The sequence below is a fragment of the Dolichospermum flos-aquae CCAP 1403/13F genome (genome assembly GCF_012516395.1).
GTDB classification, from domain to species: domain Bacteria; phylum Cyanobacteriota; class Cyanobacteriia; order Cyanobacteriales; family Nostocaceae; genus Dolichospermum; species Dolichospermum lemmermannii.
In genome coordinates this window covers 4387531-4404067 of record NZ_CP051206.1, presented here as the reverse complement: position 1 = coordinate 4404067, position 16537 = coordinate 4387531, and the positions used below count along the sequence as shown (strand labels likewise).

At 39.2% G+C, this 16537-nt stretch carries 13 protein-coding genes; 9 read left to right on the top strand and 4 right to left on the bottom strand.

Features of this window, described 5'->3' with window-relative positions; all coding sequences use genetic code 11:
- Nucleotides 1-124 precede the first annotated feature (124 nt).
- The 3 genes from HGD76_RS20995 to HGD76_RS20985 all read left to right on the top strand — a co-directional run bounded on the left by HGD76_RS20995 (nt 125) and on the right by HGD76_RS20985 (nt 2925).
- Complete coding sequence (locus HGD76_RS20995) at nt 125-1141, top strand: LysR family transcriptional regulator (RefSeq protein WP_168696929.1); 1017 nt, start codon at nt 125-127, stop codon at nt 1139-1141.
- 78 nt (nt 1142-1219) lie between these two features.
- Nucleotides 1220-1804, top strand: coding sequence for a 4-Cys prefix domain-containing protein (locus HGD76_RS20990; protein ID WP_168696928.1), 585 nt, complete (start codon nt 1220-1222; stop codon nt 1802-1804).
- Between the two features lie 47 nt (nt 1805-1851).
- Nucleotides 1852-2925, top strand: a complete 1074-nt coding sequence (locus tag HGD76_RS20985) for a PstS family phosphate ABC transporter substrate-binding protein (RefSeq protein WP_168696927.1) — start codon at nt 1852-1854, stop codon at nt 2923-2925.
- Nucleotides 2926-3359: 434 nt separating this feature from the next.
- On the opposite strand, the gene HGD76_RS20980 is transcribed toward HGD76_RS20985, so the two are convergent.
- Complete coding sequence (locus HGD76_RS20980; RefSeq protein WP_015081034.1) at nt 3360-4079, bottom strand: Crp/Fnr family transcriptional regulator; 720 nt, start codon at nt 4077-4079, stop codon at nt 3360-3362.
- Between the two features lie 374 nt (nt 4080-4453).
- Here HGD76_RS20980 and HGD76_RS20975 point away from each other — a divergent pair, with 374 nt between their 5' ends.
- A complete protein-coding gene (locus HGD76_RS20975; RefSeq protein ID WP_325064815.1) occupies nt 4454-5266 on the top strand; it encodes a DALR anticodon-binding domain-containing protein in 813 nt (270 codons plus the stop codon).
- Nucleotides 5267-5491: 225 nt separating this feature from the next.
- Here HGD76_RS20975 and HGD76_RS20970 read toward each other — a convergent pair whose 3' ends face one another.
- Entirely contained in the window at nt 5492-6343 is an 852-nt protein-coding gene (locus tag HGD76_RS20970; RefSeq protein WP_168696925.1) for a Cof-type HAD-IIB family hydrolase, read from the bottom strand.
- An 825-nt stretch (nt 6344-7168) separates the two neighbouring features.
- Between HGD76_RS20970 and HGD76_RS20965 the strand changes: the two genes are divergently transcribed.
- The gene (locus tag HGD76_RS20965; protein ID WP_015081031.1) at nt 7169-7603 is read left to right on the top strand and encodes a hypothetical protein; all 435 of its coding nucleotides are present in this window, start codon (nt 7169-7171) and stop codon (nt 7601-7603) included.
- A gap of 143 nt (nt 7604-7746) precedes the next feature.
- On the opposite strand, the gene HGD76_RS20960 is transcribed toward HGD76_RS20965, so the two are convergent.
- Entirely contained in the window at nt 7747-8793 is a 1047-nt protein-coding gene (locus tag HGD76_RS20960; protein WP_168696924.1) for a tRNA dihydrouridine synthase, read from the bottom strand.
- 117 nt (nt 8794-8910) lie between these two features.
- Between HGD76_RS20960 and polA the strand changes: the two genes are divergently transcribed.
- The gene (gene polA / locus HGD76_RS20955; RefSeq protein WP_168696923.1) at nt 8911-11814 is read left to right on the top strand and encodes a DNA polymerase I; all 2904 of its coding nucleotides are present in this window, start codon (nt 8911-8913) and stop codon (nt 11812-11814) included.
- Between the two features lie 249 nt (nt 11815-12063).
- Complete coding sequence (bioU, locus tag HGD76_RS20950; RefSeq protein ID WP_015081028.1) at nt 12064-13068, top strand: (S)-8-amino-7-oxononanoate synthase BioU; 1005 nt, start codon at nt 12064-12066, stop codon at nt 13066-13068.
- Nucleotides 13069-13425: 357 nt separating this feature from the next.
- Here the strand turns inward: bioU and HGD76_RS20945 are convergent, their stop codons facing one another.
- Nucleotides 13426-14142, bottom strand: coding sequence for a biliverdin-producing heme oxygenase (locus HGD76_RS20945; protein ID WP_168696922.1), 717 nt, complete (start codon nt 14140-14142; stop codon nt 13426-13428).
- A gap of 210 nt (nt 14143-14352) precedes the next feature.
- On the opposite strand from HGD76_RS20945, the gene glmM reads away from it, so the two are divergent.
- Nucleotides 14353-15789 (top strand): phosphoglucosamine mutase, encoded by a 1437-nt coding sequence (gene glmM, locus HGD76_RS20940; protein WP_168696921.1) that lies wholly within the window; start codon nt 14353-14355, stop codon nt 15787-15789.
- A 102-nt stretch (nt 15790-15891) separates the two neighbouring features.
- A complete protein-coding gene (locus HGD76_RS20935; RefSeq protein ID WP_168696920.1) occupies nt 15892-16530 on the top strand; it encodes a peroxiredoxin in 639 nt (212 codons plus the stop codon).
- Nucleotides 16531-16537 lie beyond the last annotated feature (7 nt).

The following is a 16537-nucleotide window of genomic DNA, read 5'->3' as shown; positions in this document are numbered from 1 at the left end:
TGGTAAGTATTTTAGTTAGTTGTTCAAATCTTAACAATGCCATAAATCATGCTTAGTCACCAAACTATTCATTTTGATTTATTTTTAAAGTTGCTCATGAATCCCAGGTTGTGGGTTAAGCCTTATGTCTGACCTTCCTTTTACTTTAGATCAGTTACGAATTCTCAAAGCGATCGCCCAAGAAGGGAGTTTTAAGCGGGCTGCTGATAGCCTTTACGTCTCCCAACCTGCTGTGAGTTTGCAAGTTCAAAACCTGGAACGACAACTGGATGTTCCCCTATTTGACAGAGGAGGCCGTCGCGCTCAATTGACTGAAGCGGGACATCTACTTCTGAGCTATGGGGACAAAATCCTCAGTTTGTGTCAGGAAACCTGCCGCGCCATTGAAGATTTACAAAATCTCCAAGGAGGTACATTGATTGTTGGTGCTTCCCAAACCACTGGCACTTATCTGTTACCAAAAATGATCGGCTTATTTCGCCAAAAATATCCAGATGTAGCTGTACAATTGCACGTCCATTCTACCCGTCGCACGGCTTGGAGTGTATCTAATGGCCAGGTTGATCTAGCAATTATTGGTGGGGAAATTCCCACTGAATTAGCGGAATCTTTAGAAACTGTTCCCTATGCTGAAGATGAATTGGTACTCATTTTACCCACATCCCATCCCTTTGCCAAATTAGAAACAATTCAAAAAGAAGACCTATATAAACTACAATTCATTGCTCTTGACTCCCAATCAACTATTCGCAAAGTCATTGATCAGGTTTTAGCCCGTTGTGATATTGACACTAGGCGGTTTAAGTTTGAAATGGAACTAAATTCCATAGAAGCTATTAAAAACGCTGTCCAATCTGGCTTAGGTGCTGCCTTTGTTTCTACTTCAGCGATCGCTAAGGAGTTACAAATGGGTGTTCTCCATCGTACCCCTATCGAAGGAGTAGTGGTGAAGCGGACACTCTGGCTAATATGTAACCCCAATCGCTATAGATCCAAAGCCGCAGAAGCTTTTAGTCAGGAAATTTTACCTCAGTTTGCTAACCCAGCCTGGACACAGGAGGTGTTAAAATTATCACAAATCAATCAAGTGATAAATAGTACATTGGATATAGCAACATCTAACGGTTCTGATGCCAATTAAAAACCTTGTTACCAGTCAAAAGTCATTAGTTAACGACAAATTTCTAATGACCAATGACTCATTTGAATAACAAATAATATGGAAGTCTGCTGCACTCGTCCCCACTGTCAACATCCTAAAAATCACTTTCCTGATTTAGATGATATTAAAACACTAAAAACAGTACCGCAAAAATTTTGTACTAACTGCGGTATGCCTCTGATTTTACGTGACCACTATTTGCCAATTAAACTTTTGGCTAGGGGGGGATTTGGTGCTGCTTTTTTGGCAATTGATCGTGATACTCCGAGAATGCGTCAATGTGTAGTTAAGCAATTTCAACCAAGTGGTAATTTAACGGAAGATGCCTTAGAAAAAGCCAGAATTTTATTTACACAAGAAGCAGGAGTTTTAGAAGAAATAGGTAATGAACATCAGCAAATACCTAAATTATTTGCTTTTTTTACGATTACAGTTCCTAACCTAAAAATAAATAAGTCAGAGCAGTTTTTTTATTTAGTTCAAGAATATATTTCTGGACAAACTCTAGAAGAAGAATTAGTTGAACAGGGCAATTTTTCTGAGATAAAAATCCTAAAAATACTCAGGGAAATTCTCCCAGTTCTCCAGTTCATCCATGACAAAGGTATTAGCAGTAACAACATTATTTCGACTTATTTATAAATTAATGTCTTCAATTCTTTAGAAAAAAAGCACTAAGGAAACCACCCATGTCTCAAAAAAAAGAAACTCTGTCACTGCTCTTATCTCTTGTTCTTACCTCTGGATTAAGCTTGGTTTTGCTGTTGCTTTCTTTAATGGAACATTGGGGGCGAATTAACAATAATTCTAGTACCACTAACTCTGCTAATCAGAATCTCACTCAAAACCCCAGTAACAACATTATTAACCCTAATCCGCCACCAGTCAGTAATTGTAAAATCCCCAATTTACCACAAGGTATATTTAGTTATAGTGGTAGTACAACATGGGCTCCTATCCGTCGGGATGTAGACTCAGTCCTCAAAAATAGTTGTCCTCAGTTTGATTTACGTTATACCCAACCCATTAACGAAAAACCAGGTTCAGGAACTGGGATTAAAATGTTGATAGCAAATCAACTAGCTTTTTCTCAATCTTCTCGTCCCATTAAACCAGAAGAAAACGAAACTGCCAAAACCAAAGGATTTAGCTTAAAAGAAATTACTGTAGCCATTGATGGAATTGCGATCGCTGTTAATCATAACCTAAATATTCCAGGATTAACAGTTTCTCAACTTAAAGATATTTACACTGGCAAAATTACTAACTGGCAACAAGTAGGTGGTACAAATTTACCCATTATTCCCCTATCTCGCAGCAAAGAAGCCGGTGGCACAGTAGATTTTTTTGTCGAAAACGTTCTCAATAAAGATAAATTTGGCAACAATATTAATTACATTGGTACAACCACAGAAGCTATCCGCAAAGTAGCTATTGCTCCTGGTGCTATCTATTATGGTTCTGCTCCAGAGATTGTCCCTCAATGTACAATCAAATCCCTACCAATAGGACGGACAAGTGAGCAATTAATAGCACCTTACCAACAACCAAAAATAACTCAATCTCAATGTGCCAACAAGCCTAACCAGTTGAATTCTCAAGACTTTCGCAATGGCAACTACCCAATCACCCGCAATTTATTTGTGATCATAAAACAAAATGGTCAATCAGATCAACAAGCCGGGGAAGTGTATGCAAATTGGTTAGTTACATCTCAAGGTCAAGAACTGATTGAAAAAGCTGGATTTGTCAGAATCAAATAAAAGGAGTCAGGAGGAAGAAAGAAAAAAGAATTATCTATAACCTGGAAAAGTGCCTGAGTTTTCATGATACCAAAAGCCGAGATCAATAATTGGAACCAGGTGGGTGGCCCCAATTTGCCGATCTAGCGTTATGAGTGCCTTCATCATAAATGCGGCACTAGAGAACTTTTTGTCCAGGACATCTTCATTTCATACCCGATTACCCAAAATCTGTTTGTGGTGGTCAAACAGATTGGTGAAATTGACACTCTCAGGGCTAAAGCCCCTGAGTTTCCGACTTACCGCGAGATATTATGAGGAGCAGGCTCACAGAACTAATTACCCAATTTGGACTAGTTAGAATCCGCCGATACCTGCCATTGGTGTGTCCGAGAGTGGCAAGCTCTCAGTCAACATCTATCAATTTGCTGCTCATTAAAGATTTGAACTAGATCCTAGCTGACTCTATTGATAGATTCAGCGGGTAGGCAAATCAGATTATCTCCTTGGGTCAGGATTAAGCCCCGTTGACGTAATTTACCCATTAAACGAGTGACAGTAACACGGGTTGAACCAATGGCGCTGCCTATTTGGGCATGGGTGAGGGGGAAGGGCAAGGAATAACCACGAATGACATCAGGATCAGTTTCGCTCATTGAAGGCTCTCCATATTCCTCAATCAGTAGGGTGAGAAATCCTAAGAGTCTGTCAATTGTGCGACGTTGTCCTAAAGCACTCAACCATAGCAACTTGCGCTGGTGCTGATATCTAAAAGCATCCATAACTTCACGGCGGAAGTGAGGCCAGTTGTCTAGGTCATGCCAGTACATCCACAGCACTGCTGTTTGGTCAACGTGGGCGTAGGACTGGAGTGTAAATGGAGACTGAGCAACAATTTCAAAAGGTTGACCTGCTCCCACAAAACCCAAGAAAGCTTCTTCTGGAGTTCTGTTAATCCGTCTAGATGTTAACTGACTAGCAGTAGCACTGACTTGGGCAGTTCCTACCATGCGAATAGCACCTCTTTGGACTAAATAGAGCAAACCAGGTCTAGCTGGAATCCGCTCATCTTTACTGAAGGTGCGGCAGCGGTAGTGTTCTTGGGCCCAGTCAAGGATTCGCTGCCAAGTTAAGAAAGGACGTGAAGCTTCGGAAAAGGAGGATTGAGATTGCATAGGTAACAAAGAGTGTTTGGCTGAGAACAAAGACGTGATAAGAAAAGTGCAAGGAGTGTCTTTGTGTTAACGGGGTAGGCATAACGCCTAACAGCGTCAGCCCTCCAATGGGATAGAAAGCTAAATTGCTCTCTATTTTTTCTTATACTTCCTACTGTACAACAAGGGTAGTAAAGATTACCCATTTTTTATACATTATTCATCAAATTTTATCCTACTCTCATTTTTCCTTACATAGACTAAACTTCTGTCTGAAGATAGATGGAACAGGATAAAATGATGCACACCATAAATTTTTTACAAAGAAATACGTGTGTTATAGACTACTTTTAGCTCAAAATAAAGCAATTGAGCATTTAATAACTGGATATTTAGTGTCTTTCTTCAGTATTTTTACCAATAGTGGGGAAATTACAAGCATAAAAGGGAAAAAAGTTCCTCTCTATCAGGGAGGATATAATCAGAAAATTTTATATATCTCTGGTATGGCTATGAGCATATCAAAATCTCAGAATTCACCAGCGATGGAAATTGCTCAGGCGATTGTTGAGCATTTATCCCGAAATAGTGCTAGTTTATTTAACGTTAAAGTAGTTCCCCCCGGTTGGATTCATATAGAACTCGTTGACTCTACCTTAGCGGCTTGGTTACACTGTCTCACTGTCAGCGGAAATGAGGAATGCTCACTAGAACAAAGTGAACAGGCAAAAAGTAAAATTTCTGTTCCTAATCGCCAATTAACCAACTCATTAACAATTTTTAAAATTCAACACGCTCATTCACGATGCTGTTCTTTGTTGTGTATAGCAGAAAAGGAAGGATTAATTGAACTTGATAGGACAAATATTAAAGGTTTTGTATCTGTTAACCCTATATCTTGGCTCAATTGTGATCAAAAACTTCGCCTTAATCACGCTGATGAGAGTTTTCTGATTTACCAATTAGTCAAAGTGGTAGATGATTTGGTTTGTGCTGATAGTGGTAGTTCCATTAACTGGTCAAAAGCAGGTGAGAATTTGAGTCAAGCTTTTGAGCGGTTTTGGTGTAATTGTCGGATTTGGGGGGAAGTGAAAATTCATGATCCAGAATTAGCTCAAGCAAGATTAGGATTGCTGATAGCGACTCAATTGGTTTTAAGGTCTGTGTTAGAAGACAAATTGGGAATTGTTGCACCTGTAGAACTTTAATAGCTAAAATTCAAAAATTCAGATCCCCGACTTCTCAAAGAAGTCGGGGATCTATCTTTCCTATCTTTCTATCTTGTCGGAATTTTACAAAAACTTTGAGAAATTCTCTTGACAAAATAAATATCTCCGACTACAATCACAGGTGTGTGAGGAGCGAAATTAGGAAGGACACCGAGACGAAACACGGCCAGTCGTCGGTGTCTTTTCTTATTTTTGGATTTTTAATTAAAGTAAGAATTTTTCCATTGCTATGGCTGCACCATCTAACTCTACACTAGGTGCTACCCAATCAGCGATCGCTTGCACTTGGTCTGGTGCGTTACCCATAGCGACACTAATGCCAGCATAACTAAGCATTTCTACATCATTGAAATTATCACCGATAGTCATGACATTATGACTTTCTAAACCTAGCATTTCTTCAGCTAGATAACGGACAGCATTGCCTTTATTAACATGAGTGTTAGCTGCTTCTAGAAAGGTGGCTACAGATGTTGTCATATATAATTCTGTGGGTTTATATCTATGGCGTAAATTAGTCAAAAGTTGTTGAATTAGACTCGCATCATCACACAAAGCTAAAATTTTAGTGGGTTCATGATCTAATAATTGACGTAAATCACCAACGGGAATAGCATTCACACCACAGCGTTGTTGATAACTTTCCGTTTCTTTGGTAATTTCTCGCACATAAAGCTGGTCGTTGATGTAAAAATGGACTGAGAGGAGCGATTGTAAATCTGGCTGTTCAAAGTATTCTAGGAGTTGCAGGGCAATTTCTCTAGATACAGATAAATGACGGTGAATTTCCTGAGTATTTGGATCTTGAATCCAAGCTCCCTGATAAGCTACTAAAGGCAGCGTAGAGCCAATTTCTTGATGAAACCGCAAAGCTGAACAATACATCCTTCCTGTGGCTATAGCTACCTTAATTCCCTTGGCTTGTACAGCAGCAATCACTTCCTTGACAGGATGACTGAGAGTATTGGATTGTCCCGCAATTGTCCCATCTATATCTAAAACCAACAATTTAATATCTTTTTCGTCTTGACTCTGATTTAAAGGCATTGTATCCATAAACTCCACAGTTTTTAGTATTGTTTAAAATTATACGGGTATAAATAGCTCATTTAACCCAACACCATCCCAAATTTGCCCTAGAAATGAGTCATTTCATTGATAAACGCAAGTAACTAGGTGAACGGAAAAAAACCGTAGACGCGAAGCGGCTTCTCGAAGAGTAATATCTAACGAAAAGTAAAATCGCCCAAACCCTCTTCACTCTTGCCTCTTGCCTCTTGCCTCTTGCCTAGTGCCATAACGACGATTTTCAATGCTAACCTACTTAACTGATTCGCATTACTGCAGAATCAGGATTTATTCCCTCAAGAATATAATTTGTTAACTAAGGGACTTCCAATTACAATATAACTAAAACTTATAGAAACCCAATAATAGTTTTAATATTCATAACTTATGATAATTCAGCTTTAGATTTTCTTAAGAATTAATTGAGAATAATTTTTATTTAGCAACGAGCTTGCAATACTTTTGAGAGTTTGCTACAATTATCGAGAATTTCATAATTGGGTTATTGTTGTCAATTTTCTAATTGACTGACAAGGCTATTTTGAAAAGCCTTTATTTATGGTTATTGCAGAAATAAATCCCGAAAAATAATACAAAACTTTACAAATTAACAGCAAGTTCCGAGACGAATTTTTAGACAGCAATTGTCCAAAGAATTATATAGAACAAATATACTATTGACATACAGAATATTTTATGATAAGCGAGAGTAATTTTCGGTTGGATATAAAACCTTTAAATCACTATGTTGTATATTAAATCTGGAGAAAAAAATTAGAATAGACAATTACCAGAAACCAGCAGGAAATAACAATGGATAATTTTTCGTTTTTGACCAATGTATTCCCATCAGTTGATATTTTTATAGGATTTAAACCAGCTTTAAAAAGAAATACAAAAGGCAAAACAATTTTTACTTTTTCTGATGTTGATGACAATTTATTAGGGAGTCGGGTATTAAAAGAAGCAAGAGGTCTAAAAAAACTCGCAGTTCCTTCCATAACTCATAAGATACATATTAAATCATTCAATGAAGATTACTATCTCGCTGATGTCAAATTAATGATTGAGGACTGCATTAAAGATAAAATTGCCTATGTCAAGAGAGATTATGGGTTAACACCTGAAGAATATTATCAAGAAATACTAGAAACTCGTGCAAAAGCAAATTTAATTAAAGAGGCTGCTTTAAAAATTGATAAGTCTAAATTTCCCAGTGGTGAGGAATTTGAAGTTGAAACTGAGTAGTTGACACTTTCAAGGTATTGTCTCTATGCTGTACTGATAAATCCAAACTAAATAGTTGCCATAATTACACGCCCAAAGAGGGTGCTAGTACAGCACGGCGTAAATAAAATAACCATTCTCAATCGCCAAAAGCTTACGCCATATTAATTTTGACTTTTGACTTTTGACTTTTGACTTCCGCTTTGCGGTGCTAGGGCTAACGTTTTTGTCAGATCAGCAAGGAGAAAGAGATCGCAGAGGTTAAACAGTTCTACCTCAGTCTGCGCCCGTCTCATCAGCCGCAGGAAATTACCTTCAGTGTCAACACTTAAAGCAATGTAGTTAAGGAACATTTTCAGGTAGCCTACCCGCGCTCGCTCTGGCATAGTTGAGGCTGTGGGAGTTTGACATAAACGATCAATATAATTGCGTACATCTACTAAAGGAACAGGTGTGATCTGTTCTCCTCGCAAAGCCTGGCGAATTTGATTAAACAGCCAAGGATTGCCAATTGCCCAGCGTCCCACCATCACACCCGCTGCACCCGTTTGCGAAAGCACTTCCAGGGCAGTTGTCGCCGAGTTGATATTACCATTGGCAAGTACTGGACAATCCACCCGTCTTACCGCTTCCGCAATCAAATCATACTTAACTTCCCCGTGATACATATCTTTCACCGTGCGACCATGCAAACTGAGCAAATCAATATTGTGGCGATTGATTATATCGAGAATTTCGTAAAGGTTATCTGTATTTTCAAAGCCTACGCGCATCTTCACGGTTAAAGGTTTATCATTCACAGCAGCACGCAGTTCTCCCAAAATCCGCTCGACTTTTTCCGGTTCTCTCAGCAATCCACCGCCAACATTTTTGCGATAGATTCTCGGCGCGGGACAGCCCATGTTTAAATCTACTCCCGCGATATTATATTTGCAGAGTTCCTTTGCTGTTCTCACTAAATCGGGAATACTTTCGCCAATCATTTGTGCAAAAACAGGGCGACCGGTATCATTTTCGGTAATTGCTGCCAGAATTTTAGAATTGAGCCGTGAGGTATCATTGACGCGGAAATACTCGGTAAAGAAGTAGTCAGGACTGCCGTAGTGGGCAATAACTTTCATGAACCACAGGTTTGTCACATCTTGCATGGGCGCAAGAGCAGTGAAGGGTAGGTTTTTCTGAAGCGATTGGGGGAGCGATACCTGGAACATAGAGATGAAGAGCTTTCAACAAAGCATCACTGGATCAAAAAATGGTGACTTAGCTTCTTCAACATAACGCATAAAAAAAATTAAAATAGATTATAGTTTCCCAATTCGGTTAAGCAGTTGACTTTTAATTCTTCAGTTATCAACAAGCCTACATTCATCTTAATTGATGGACACTCACTAGCTTTTCGTTCCTATTTTGCTTTTGCTAAAGGTAGAGATGGTGGACTTCGTACAAAAGCTGGCATTCCTACCAGTGTTTGTTTTGGTTTTTTTAAATGTTTGTTAGAGGTAATCGCTACACAACAGCCCCAAGCAGTAGCTGTGGCTTTTGATTTAGGTTCACCTACTTTTCGTCATCAAGCTGATGATACTTATAAAGCCGGACGTGCAGAAACTCCAGAAGACTTTATTCCCGACTTAGAAAATCTCTATGAGTTACTGCAAAGCTTGAATTTGCCTATACTTACTGCACCTGGTTATGAAGCAGATGATATATTGGGAACATTAGCACAAAAAGCCGCAGCGTCTGGGTATCGAGTTAAAATACTTTCTGGGGATAGAGATTTATTTCAATTAATTGATGCTGATAAAGAAATTACAGTTTTAAATTTTACTCCAGAAGCTTTAAAACGTTCTACAAATAGTATTGCTGAATTTAAAGCAGAAGAAGTTAAAGAAAAATTAGGAGTATTCCCGACACAAGTTGTTGATTTTAAAGCCTTATGTGGTGATAAATCAGATAATATTCCGGGAGTAAAAGGAATTGGTGAAAAGACAGCAGTACAACTATTAAATACTTATAATTCCCTGGAAGAAATTTATGCAGCTATAGATGATATTAAAGGTGCAACTCAGAAAAAACTAATTACTGGTAAAGAAGACGCGGAAAAATCTCGCTATTTAGCCAAGATAGTTTGTGATGTTCCTTTAGAAATTGATTGGGAAGATTGTCAATTAACAGGTTTTGATAATAGCTTACTCATCCCAATTTTAGAGAAATTAGAATTTAAAAGATTTTTAGAGACAATTAATGAGATTCAACTAAAGTTTGGTGGAGAAGTTGTAGAAAATAAAGTATCGGAAATAATCGCCGAAACAGACGATGATTTATGGTTTTTTAGTGCAGAAGACACAGCACAAGAAATAAAACAAAATGCTTCACCAATTCAACCACGCATTATTAATACAGAAGCTAAATTAACGGAATTGGTAGAACTTTTAAGAAAGTTCACAAATCCAGAAAATCCCGTTGCTTGGGATACAGAAACTACTGCACTAGAACCACGAGATGCAGATTTAGTGGGAATTGGTTGTTGTTGGGGAACAGAATCAGATCAACTTGCTTATATTCCTATTGGTCATAAAAACGGTGATAATTTAAATCGAGATTTGGTATTAGCAGCACTGCGGCCAATTTTGGAAAGTGCTGATTATCCCAAAGCTTTACAAAATGCTAAATTTGATCGGTTAATTCTGCGGTGTCAAGGCATTAATTTAGCTGGAGTGGTGTTTGATACTATGTTAGCCAGTTATTTGATTAATCCCGATAGCAGTCATAATTTAACTGATTTATCTTTGCGATATTTGGGATTAAGTGGAAAAAGTTATGGAGATTTAGTTCCCAAAGGGAAAACTATTGCTGATATTAGTATTTCTGCGGTTGCTGATTATTGCGGAATGGATGTTTATTCCACATTTGGCTTAGTACCAAAATTACGGGAGAAGTTAGCAGAAACGCCAACTTTATATAAACTGTTGAATGAAGTTGAACAACCGTTAGAAGCAGTTTTAGCGGAACTTGAATATACAGGAGTTCGCATTAATTCAGCTTATCTCAAAGAACTTTCACAGCAGTTAGAAATAGAATTAGCAAGGTTAGAAATAACAGCTACCGAAATTGCTGGGGAAAAATTTAATTTAGGTTCTCCTAAACAACTGAGTCATATTCTCTTTGAGAAATTAGGTTTAAGTACCAAATATTCTCGCAAAATTCAAACTGGTTATTCTACAGACGCTGCAACTTTAGAAAAACTTCAAGAAGTTGATAATACTGGATTTGTAGAAGCGATTATTGAAAATCGGACTTTATCAAAATTAAAATCTACCTATGTAGATGCTTTACCAGCTTTGGTACATCCCAAAAGCCAAAGATTACATACTGATTTTAACCAAACTGCAACTTCTACGGGTAGGTTATCTTCTTCTCATCCCAATTTACAAAATATCCCCATTCGGACTGCTTTTAGCCGACAAATTAGAAAGGCGTTTTTACCGGAATCAGGTTGGTTAATGGTAGCTGCTGATTACTCACAAATTGAGTTAAGAATTTTGGCGCATTTGAGTCAAGAACCTGTATTAATTCAAGCCTATCAGCAAAATGAAGATATTCATACTGTAACGGCAAAATTAGTCTTTGAGAAAGAAAATATTAGTTCAGATGAAAGACGTTTTGCGAAGACGATTAATTTTGGGGTAATTTATGGTATGGGAGCGCAAAAGTTTGCCAGAGAAACGGGAATAAATCCGATAGATGCGAAATTGTTTATTGAGCGATTTAATGAAAGATACGCTAATGTTTTTGCATATTTGGAGAAAGTGAAAAAAGAAGCTATTGCTTATGGTTATGTGGAAACTATTTTGGGTAGAAGACGTTATTTTGAATTTACTAGTAATAGTTTACGGCAGTTAAAAGGTAGTAAGTTAGAGGATATTAATTTGCAGAAATTAAAGAATTTAGGTCAATATGATGCTGGGTTACTCCGTTCTGCTGCCAATGCACCAATTCAAGGTTCTAGTGCGGATATTATCAAAATAGCAATGGTGCAATTACATGAAGTTCTGAAGAACTATCAAGCGCGGTTATTGTTACAAGTTCATGATGAATTAGTCTTTGAAGTTCCTCCCCAAGAGTGGTCCCAATTGCAACCACAAATTAAGTCGGTAATGGAAAATGCTGTTTCTTTATCTGTTCCTTTAGTCGTTGATATTCATGCGGGGGATAATTGGATGGAAACTAAGTGAACTACCTATATCCCACATTCCGTAATCTCACTTTCACAATTGGTAATTATTGCCGAAAAAATGTAAATCAAGCATAATTAACCCTCAATACCTTGGCCATTTTTCTGCTGTGTTGGGTTTCATGCTATTGCTTTGTAAACGTTCCACAACCCAATCCATAAATCAATATTTTTTTAATTTGGTAAAGGTATTGATATAATAGTGGTTTTATCTGAAAATTTAGGTTTATGCCACCTTACTAAACTAACTATGAACACACAACCAACAAACCAACCTATTCGCGTCGGAGTCCTGGGATTTGGTGGACTCGGACAAGCAGCAGCAAAACTCCTCGTCAGCAAACGAGAAATGATCTTAGTTGCAGCCGCAGACCAAAAGGGCTACGCTTATTCCACCCAAGGCTTAAATACCCAAGCTTGTATTACCACTTACCAAAATCAAGGTACAGTCGGTTATTTAGAACCAGTTGGGACATTAAGCAATAGCAGTATTCAGGATTTAATCGCCACCGGTCAACCTGTAGATGGTTATTTTCTGGCTTTACCCAACCTTCCTAATGACTTTATTCCCTCGGTAGCCAAAGAGTTCATTAAAGCAGGTTGGCGCGGTGTTCTGGTAGATGCCATTAAACGCACCAGTGCAGTCGAACAACTCCTGGCCATGAAAGACGAACTGCAAGCAGCGGGAATTACATACATGACTGGCTGTGGTGCTACTCCTGGACTGTTAACCGCCGCCGCCGCTTTAGCTGCCCAAAGTTACGCCGAAATTCACAACGTGGAAATTACCTTTGGTGTGGGAATTGCTAACTGGGAAGCCTACCGCGCCACTGTTCGGGAAGATATTGGTCATATGCCAGGTTATAGTGTAGAAGCCGCTAGAGCCATGACTGACGCAGAAGTAGAAGCATTACTCGATCAAACTAATGGTGTGTTAACTTTGGTAAATATGGAACACGCCGATGATGTCATGCTAGAAGTCGCGGGAATTTGTTCACGGGATAGAGTCACAGTTGGTGGTGTTGTTGATACCCGCAACTCCAAAAAGCCCCTAAGTACCAATGTGAAAATTACAGGACGTACCTTTGAGGGGAAGATATCCACTCACACCTTTACATTAGGCGATGAAACCAGCATGGCCGCTAATGTCTGTGGTCCTGCCTTTGGTTATCTCAAAGCCGCTCAGGAATTGCATCAACGCGGCATTTCTGGCTTATTCACGGCTGCGGAAATCATGCCTAAATTTGTGAAATAAGTAGGTGAACACAATAAAACCAAACTGTGTAAAGAAACGTAAAATCGCTGAAAACTTCTTTACTCTTTACTCTTGCCTATTGCCTATTGCCTTGCTATAACGACAATTTTCAACGCCAACCTACTTAGGTCAGTTGTCAGTTGGAGAAATCTACCATCTACTCCCTGCGGCTGCTTCTGCTTCTTTCTCTAAGGGGGTGTTTGAAAAGTCTAATTTATTACACCCCTAGGTGTAGTAGCGATTTATAATCGCCGGCAACTTTTCAAACACTTTCCGGTGTGATGAGTTACTTATGTAGCGGGCAAGATGCCCGCACTACAAGAGTTTCATAATTCAAGTTTGTATCTCATTAGAGTATCAATCAGCAGTTACCAATTCAGTGCTACCTTTTGTCCGTTTCCGAGTCATGGCATTGTAAACCATGATGCCAATGGCTTTAATCAAATTACCTTCCAACTCTTGGAACATCTTCATGTTCACACCAAAAGCGGCATTTGCTTCTTCAGTAATGCGATCGCCTGTAGTATCATCAATAGGCATAGCATCTAAATTGGCTCTATACTTAGCCTTAAATGCCTTCTCATCGGTAATATCTGCAAACTCATAAAAAGCAGTTCCTTCACCTTCACCCAATTTCATCGCCGTTTGGGCAATATTTTTGAGGATTTGTCCCCCGGATAAATCACCTAGATAACGGGTATAGGAATGAGCAATTAATAATTCTGGTTCAGTCGCAGAAATTTCCCGAATCCGGTTTACATAAGCCGCACCCGCAGCAGATAATTTGATTTCCTCTCGCCAATTGTAACCATAGTAGTAAGTTAAGTCTTGCTCCAAGGTATGCTTGCGGTTAAGTTCAGGAAAGTAAATTTTGCTCAAAATTGGGTGATGCTTGTGTTTTTCCATTTCCTCTTCCATAGCGGAGTAAATGAAGTAAAAGTTAGCAACCAACTTGCGGTAGGAGTTTTTTTCCACAACTCCCTTTAAAAAACACTTGACAAAACCCACATTTTCTGCCATTGTGTGTGCTTTCTTTGTACCCACGCGTAATTTGCTTGCTAAATTGCTGCTCATATTAAAATTCTCAACTGTAAAAAAATTAACTGTGAAAGTTTTTTGTCCGTAATGGTGAAAAAACCCCATTAAAACGTAAGATTAAAACTATTTGATGAGAATTTATATTAAAAATAATTAAGCAATGAGTTCCTTTGGCGTTTTATTAACGTCAAGAATGATGGAAGAAAGTGCTATTCTCCTGTGTGATTGTGTGGAGTTTTTAAATTTATGGTTTCATCAATGGCTCGAACTCAAGGCTGCATTTCCGAAGTTGAAAATAGTGGGATGTTCAATTCCATACCACTACCAACCAATGCTTTATTTGGTACAGATGGCATTCGCGGCAAGGTGGGAGACTTACTGAATGCACCTTTGGCTTTAAAAGTGGGTTTTTGGGCGGGAATTGTCCTCCGTAATTATGCCACTGATCTAGGACCAATTATCCTCGGACAAGACTCCAGAAACTCCAGTGATATGTTAGCCATGGCTTTGAGTGCTGGGTTAACCGCTGCTGGTTTAGAAGTGTGGTATTTGGGATTATGCCCCACTCCTTGTGTAGCCTATCTGGCCAGCATCACCAATGCCATTGGGGGAATCATGATTTCCGCCAGCCACAATCCCCCAGAAGACAATGGAATTAAAATCTTTGATGCCCAGGGTGGAAAGTTATCCAAAGCCCTACAAGGGGAAATTGAGGCGGGATTACGAGGTCAATTATCCCCCGATTTGAACATAAATAATTGCGGCAGACATTATTCACGAACAGAGTTAATTAAAACATATAGCCAGTCTATCCAAACACCTTTAGCATCTGGACTGACTCTCCAAGGCATGAAGATTGTTTTAGATTTAGCTTGGGGTGCAGCGGTGGGTTTAGCACCTGCGGTATTTACAGAAATGGGTGCGGAGGTCATTTGTTTACATAATGAGGCAGATGGCGATCGCATTAATGTCAATTGCGGTTCTACACATTTGGATATTCTCCAAGCCGCTGTAGTCGCCAATCAAGCCGATATGGGTTTTGCTTTTGACGGCGATGCAGATCGGGTTTTAGCTGTGGATAATACGGGAAGATCCGTTAATGGTGATTACATTCTTTACCTGTGGGGTCGCCATTTACAACAAAAACAACAACTCCCAGATAATCTGATAGTTTCCACTGTTATGGCTAATTTAGGCTTTGAAAGAGCTTGGGAACAAATAGGTGGTAAATTAATTCGTACCGCTGTTGGTGATCAATATGTGCAAGCGGAAATGCAGAAAACTGGGGGAATGTTGGGAGGAGAACAATCGGGACATATCCTTTGTAGTCATTATGCCATGACTGGAGATGGTTTATTAACAGCTTTGCATATTGCAGCGGTGGTGAAAGAGGCTAATCTTTCTTTGGGAGAAATGGTAGATCAAAGTTTCCAAACCTATCCGCAAATCTTACGGAATGTGCGAGTATTAGATCGGGAACGACGCTTAGGATGGGAAAGTTGTCAACCTGTCCAACAAGCGATCGCTAAAGCCGAAGTAGCAATGGGTGATCATGGTAGAATCCTAGTTCGGGCTTCGGGAACAGAACCCGTAATTAGAGTTATGGTAGAGGCCGCTAATGCTGAACTTGTCCACCATTGGACAAATGAATTAGTTGCAAAAGTTGAGGAACACCTAACTTAAAATTTTGTTGCAAACCGCGATAGCCCGATAGGATAATCGGTCTTTTGTGTCATAATGTCACGGTAGAATATAGATGTCTTTTTAGAATACAGGGAATCTTACATGACTCTTCGTCTTGGTGATACAGTACCTAACTTTACTCAAGCCTCTACTCATGGGGAAATTGACTTTTACGCCTGGGCTGGTGATAGCTGGGTGGTACTATTTTCTCATCCTGCCGACTTTACACCAGTTTGCACTACCGAACTCGGCACAGTTGCCAAACTCAAACCAGAATTTGATAAACGCAATGTGAAAGCGATCGCTCTCAGCGTTGATGATGTAGAATCTCACAAGGGCTGGGTGGGTGATATTGAAGAAACCCAAAGCACCACTCTCAATTACCCAATTTTGGCAGATCCAGATCGTAAAGTTTCCGAACTTTATGATATGATTCACCCCAACGCAGCGGCTACTGTTACTGTGCGTTCGGTTTTTGTAATTGACAACAACAAAAAACTGCGTCTGACTTTCACCTATCCTCCCAGCACTGGCCGCAACTTTGATGAAATTTTGCGCGTCATTGATTCTCTGCAATTAACTGATAATTACAGTGTTGCTACTCCCGCAGACTGGAAAGATGGTGAAGATGTGGTAATTGTCCCTTCTTTGAAAGATCCTGAAGTCCTCAAAGCCAAGTTTCCCAAAGGTTATGAAGAAATTAAGCCTTATTTGCGGATGACTCCTCAACCTAACAAGTAGGTTTTCA

What these genes read in the sequence shown, in the direction of transcription:
- HGD76_RS20995 (WP_168696929.1), top strand. Translation starts at nt 125, where the DNA reads ATGTCTGACCTTCCTTTTACTTTAGATCAGTTACGAATTCTCAAAGCG.
- HGD76_RS20990 (WP_168696928.1), top strand. Translation starts at nt 1,220, where the DNA reads ATGGAAGTCTGCTGCACTCGTCCCCACTGTCAACATCCTAAAAATCAC.
- HGD76_RS20985 (WP_168696927.1), top strand. Translation starts at nt 1,852, where the DNA reads ATGTCTCAAAAAAAAGAAACTCTGTCACTGCTCTTATCTCTTGTTCTT.
- HGD76_RS20980 (WP_015081034.1), bottom strand. Translation starts at nt 4,079, where the DNA reads ATGCAATCTCAATCCTCCTTTTCCGAAGCTTCACGTCCTTTCTTAACT.
- HGD76_RS20970 (WP_168696925.1), bottom strand. Translation starts at nt 6,343, where the DNA reads ATGGATACAATGCCTTTAAATCAGAGTCAAGACGAAAAAGATATTAAA.
- HGD76_RS20965 (WP_015081031.1), top strand. Translation starts at nt 7,169, where the DNA reads ATGGATAATTTTTCGTTTTTGACCAATGTATTCCCATCAGTTGATATT.
- HGD76_RS20960 (WP_168696924.1), bottom strand. Translation starts at nt 8,793, where the DNA reads ATGTTCCAGGTATCGCTCCCCCAATCGCTTCAGAAAAACCTACCCTTC.
- bioU (WP_015081028.1), top strand. Translation starts at nt 12,064, where the DNA reads ATGAACACACAACCAACAAACCAACCTATTCGCGTCGGAGTCCTGGGA.
- HGD76_RS20945 (WP_168696922.1), bottom strand. Translation starts at nt 14,142, where the DNA reads ATGAGCAGCAATTTAGCAAGCAAATTACGCGTGGGTACAAAGAAAGCA.
- glmM (WP_168696921.1), top strand. Translation starts at nt 14,353, where the DNA reads ATGGTTTCATCAATGGCTCGAACTCAAGGCTGCATTTCCGAAGTTGAA.
- HGD76_RS20935 (WP_168696920.1), top strand. Translation starts at nt 15,892, where the DNA reads ATGACTCTTCGTCTTGGTGATACAGTACCTAACTTTACTCAAGCCTCT.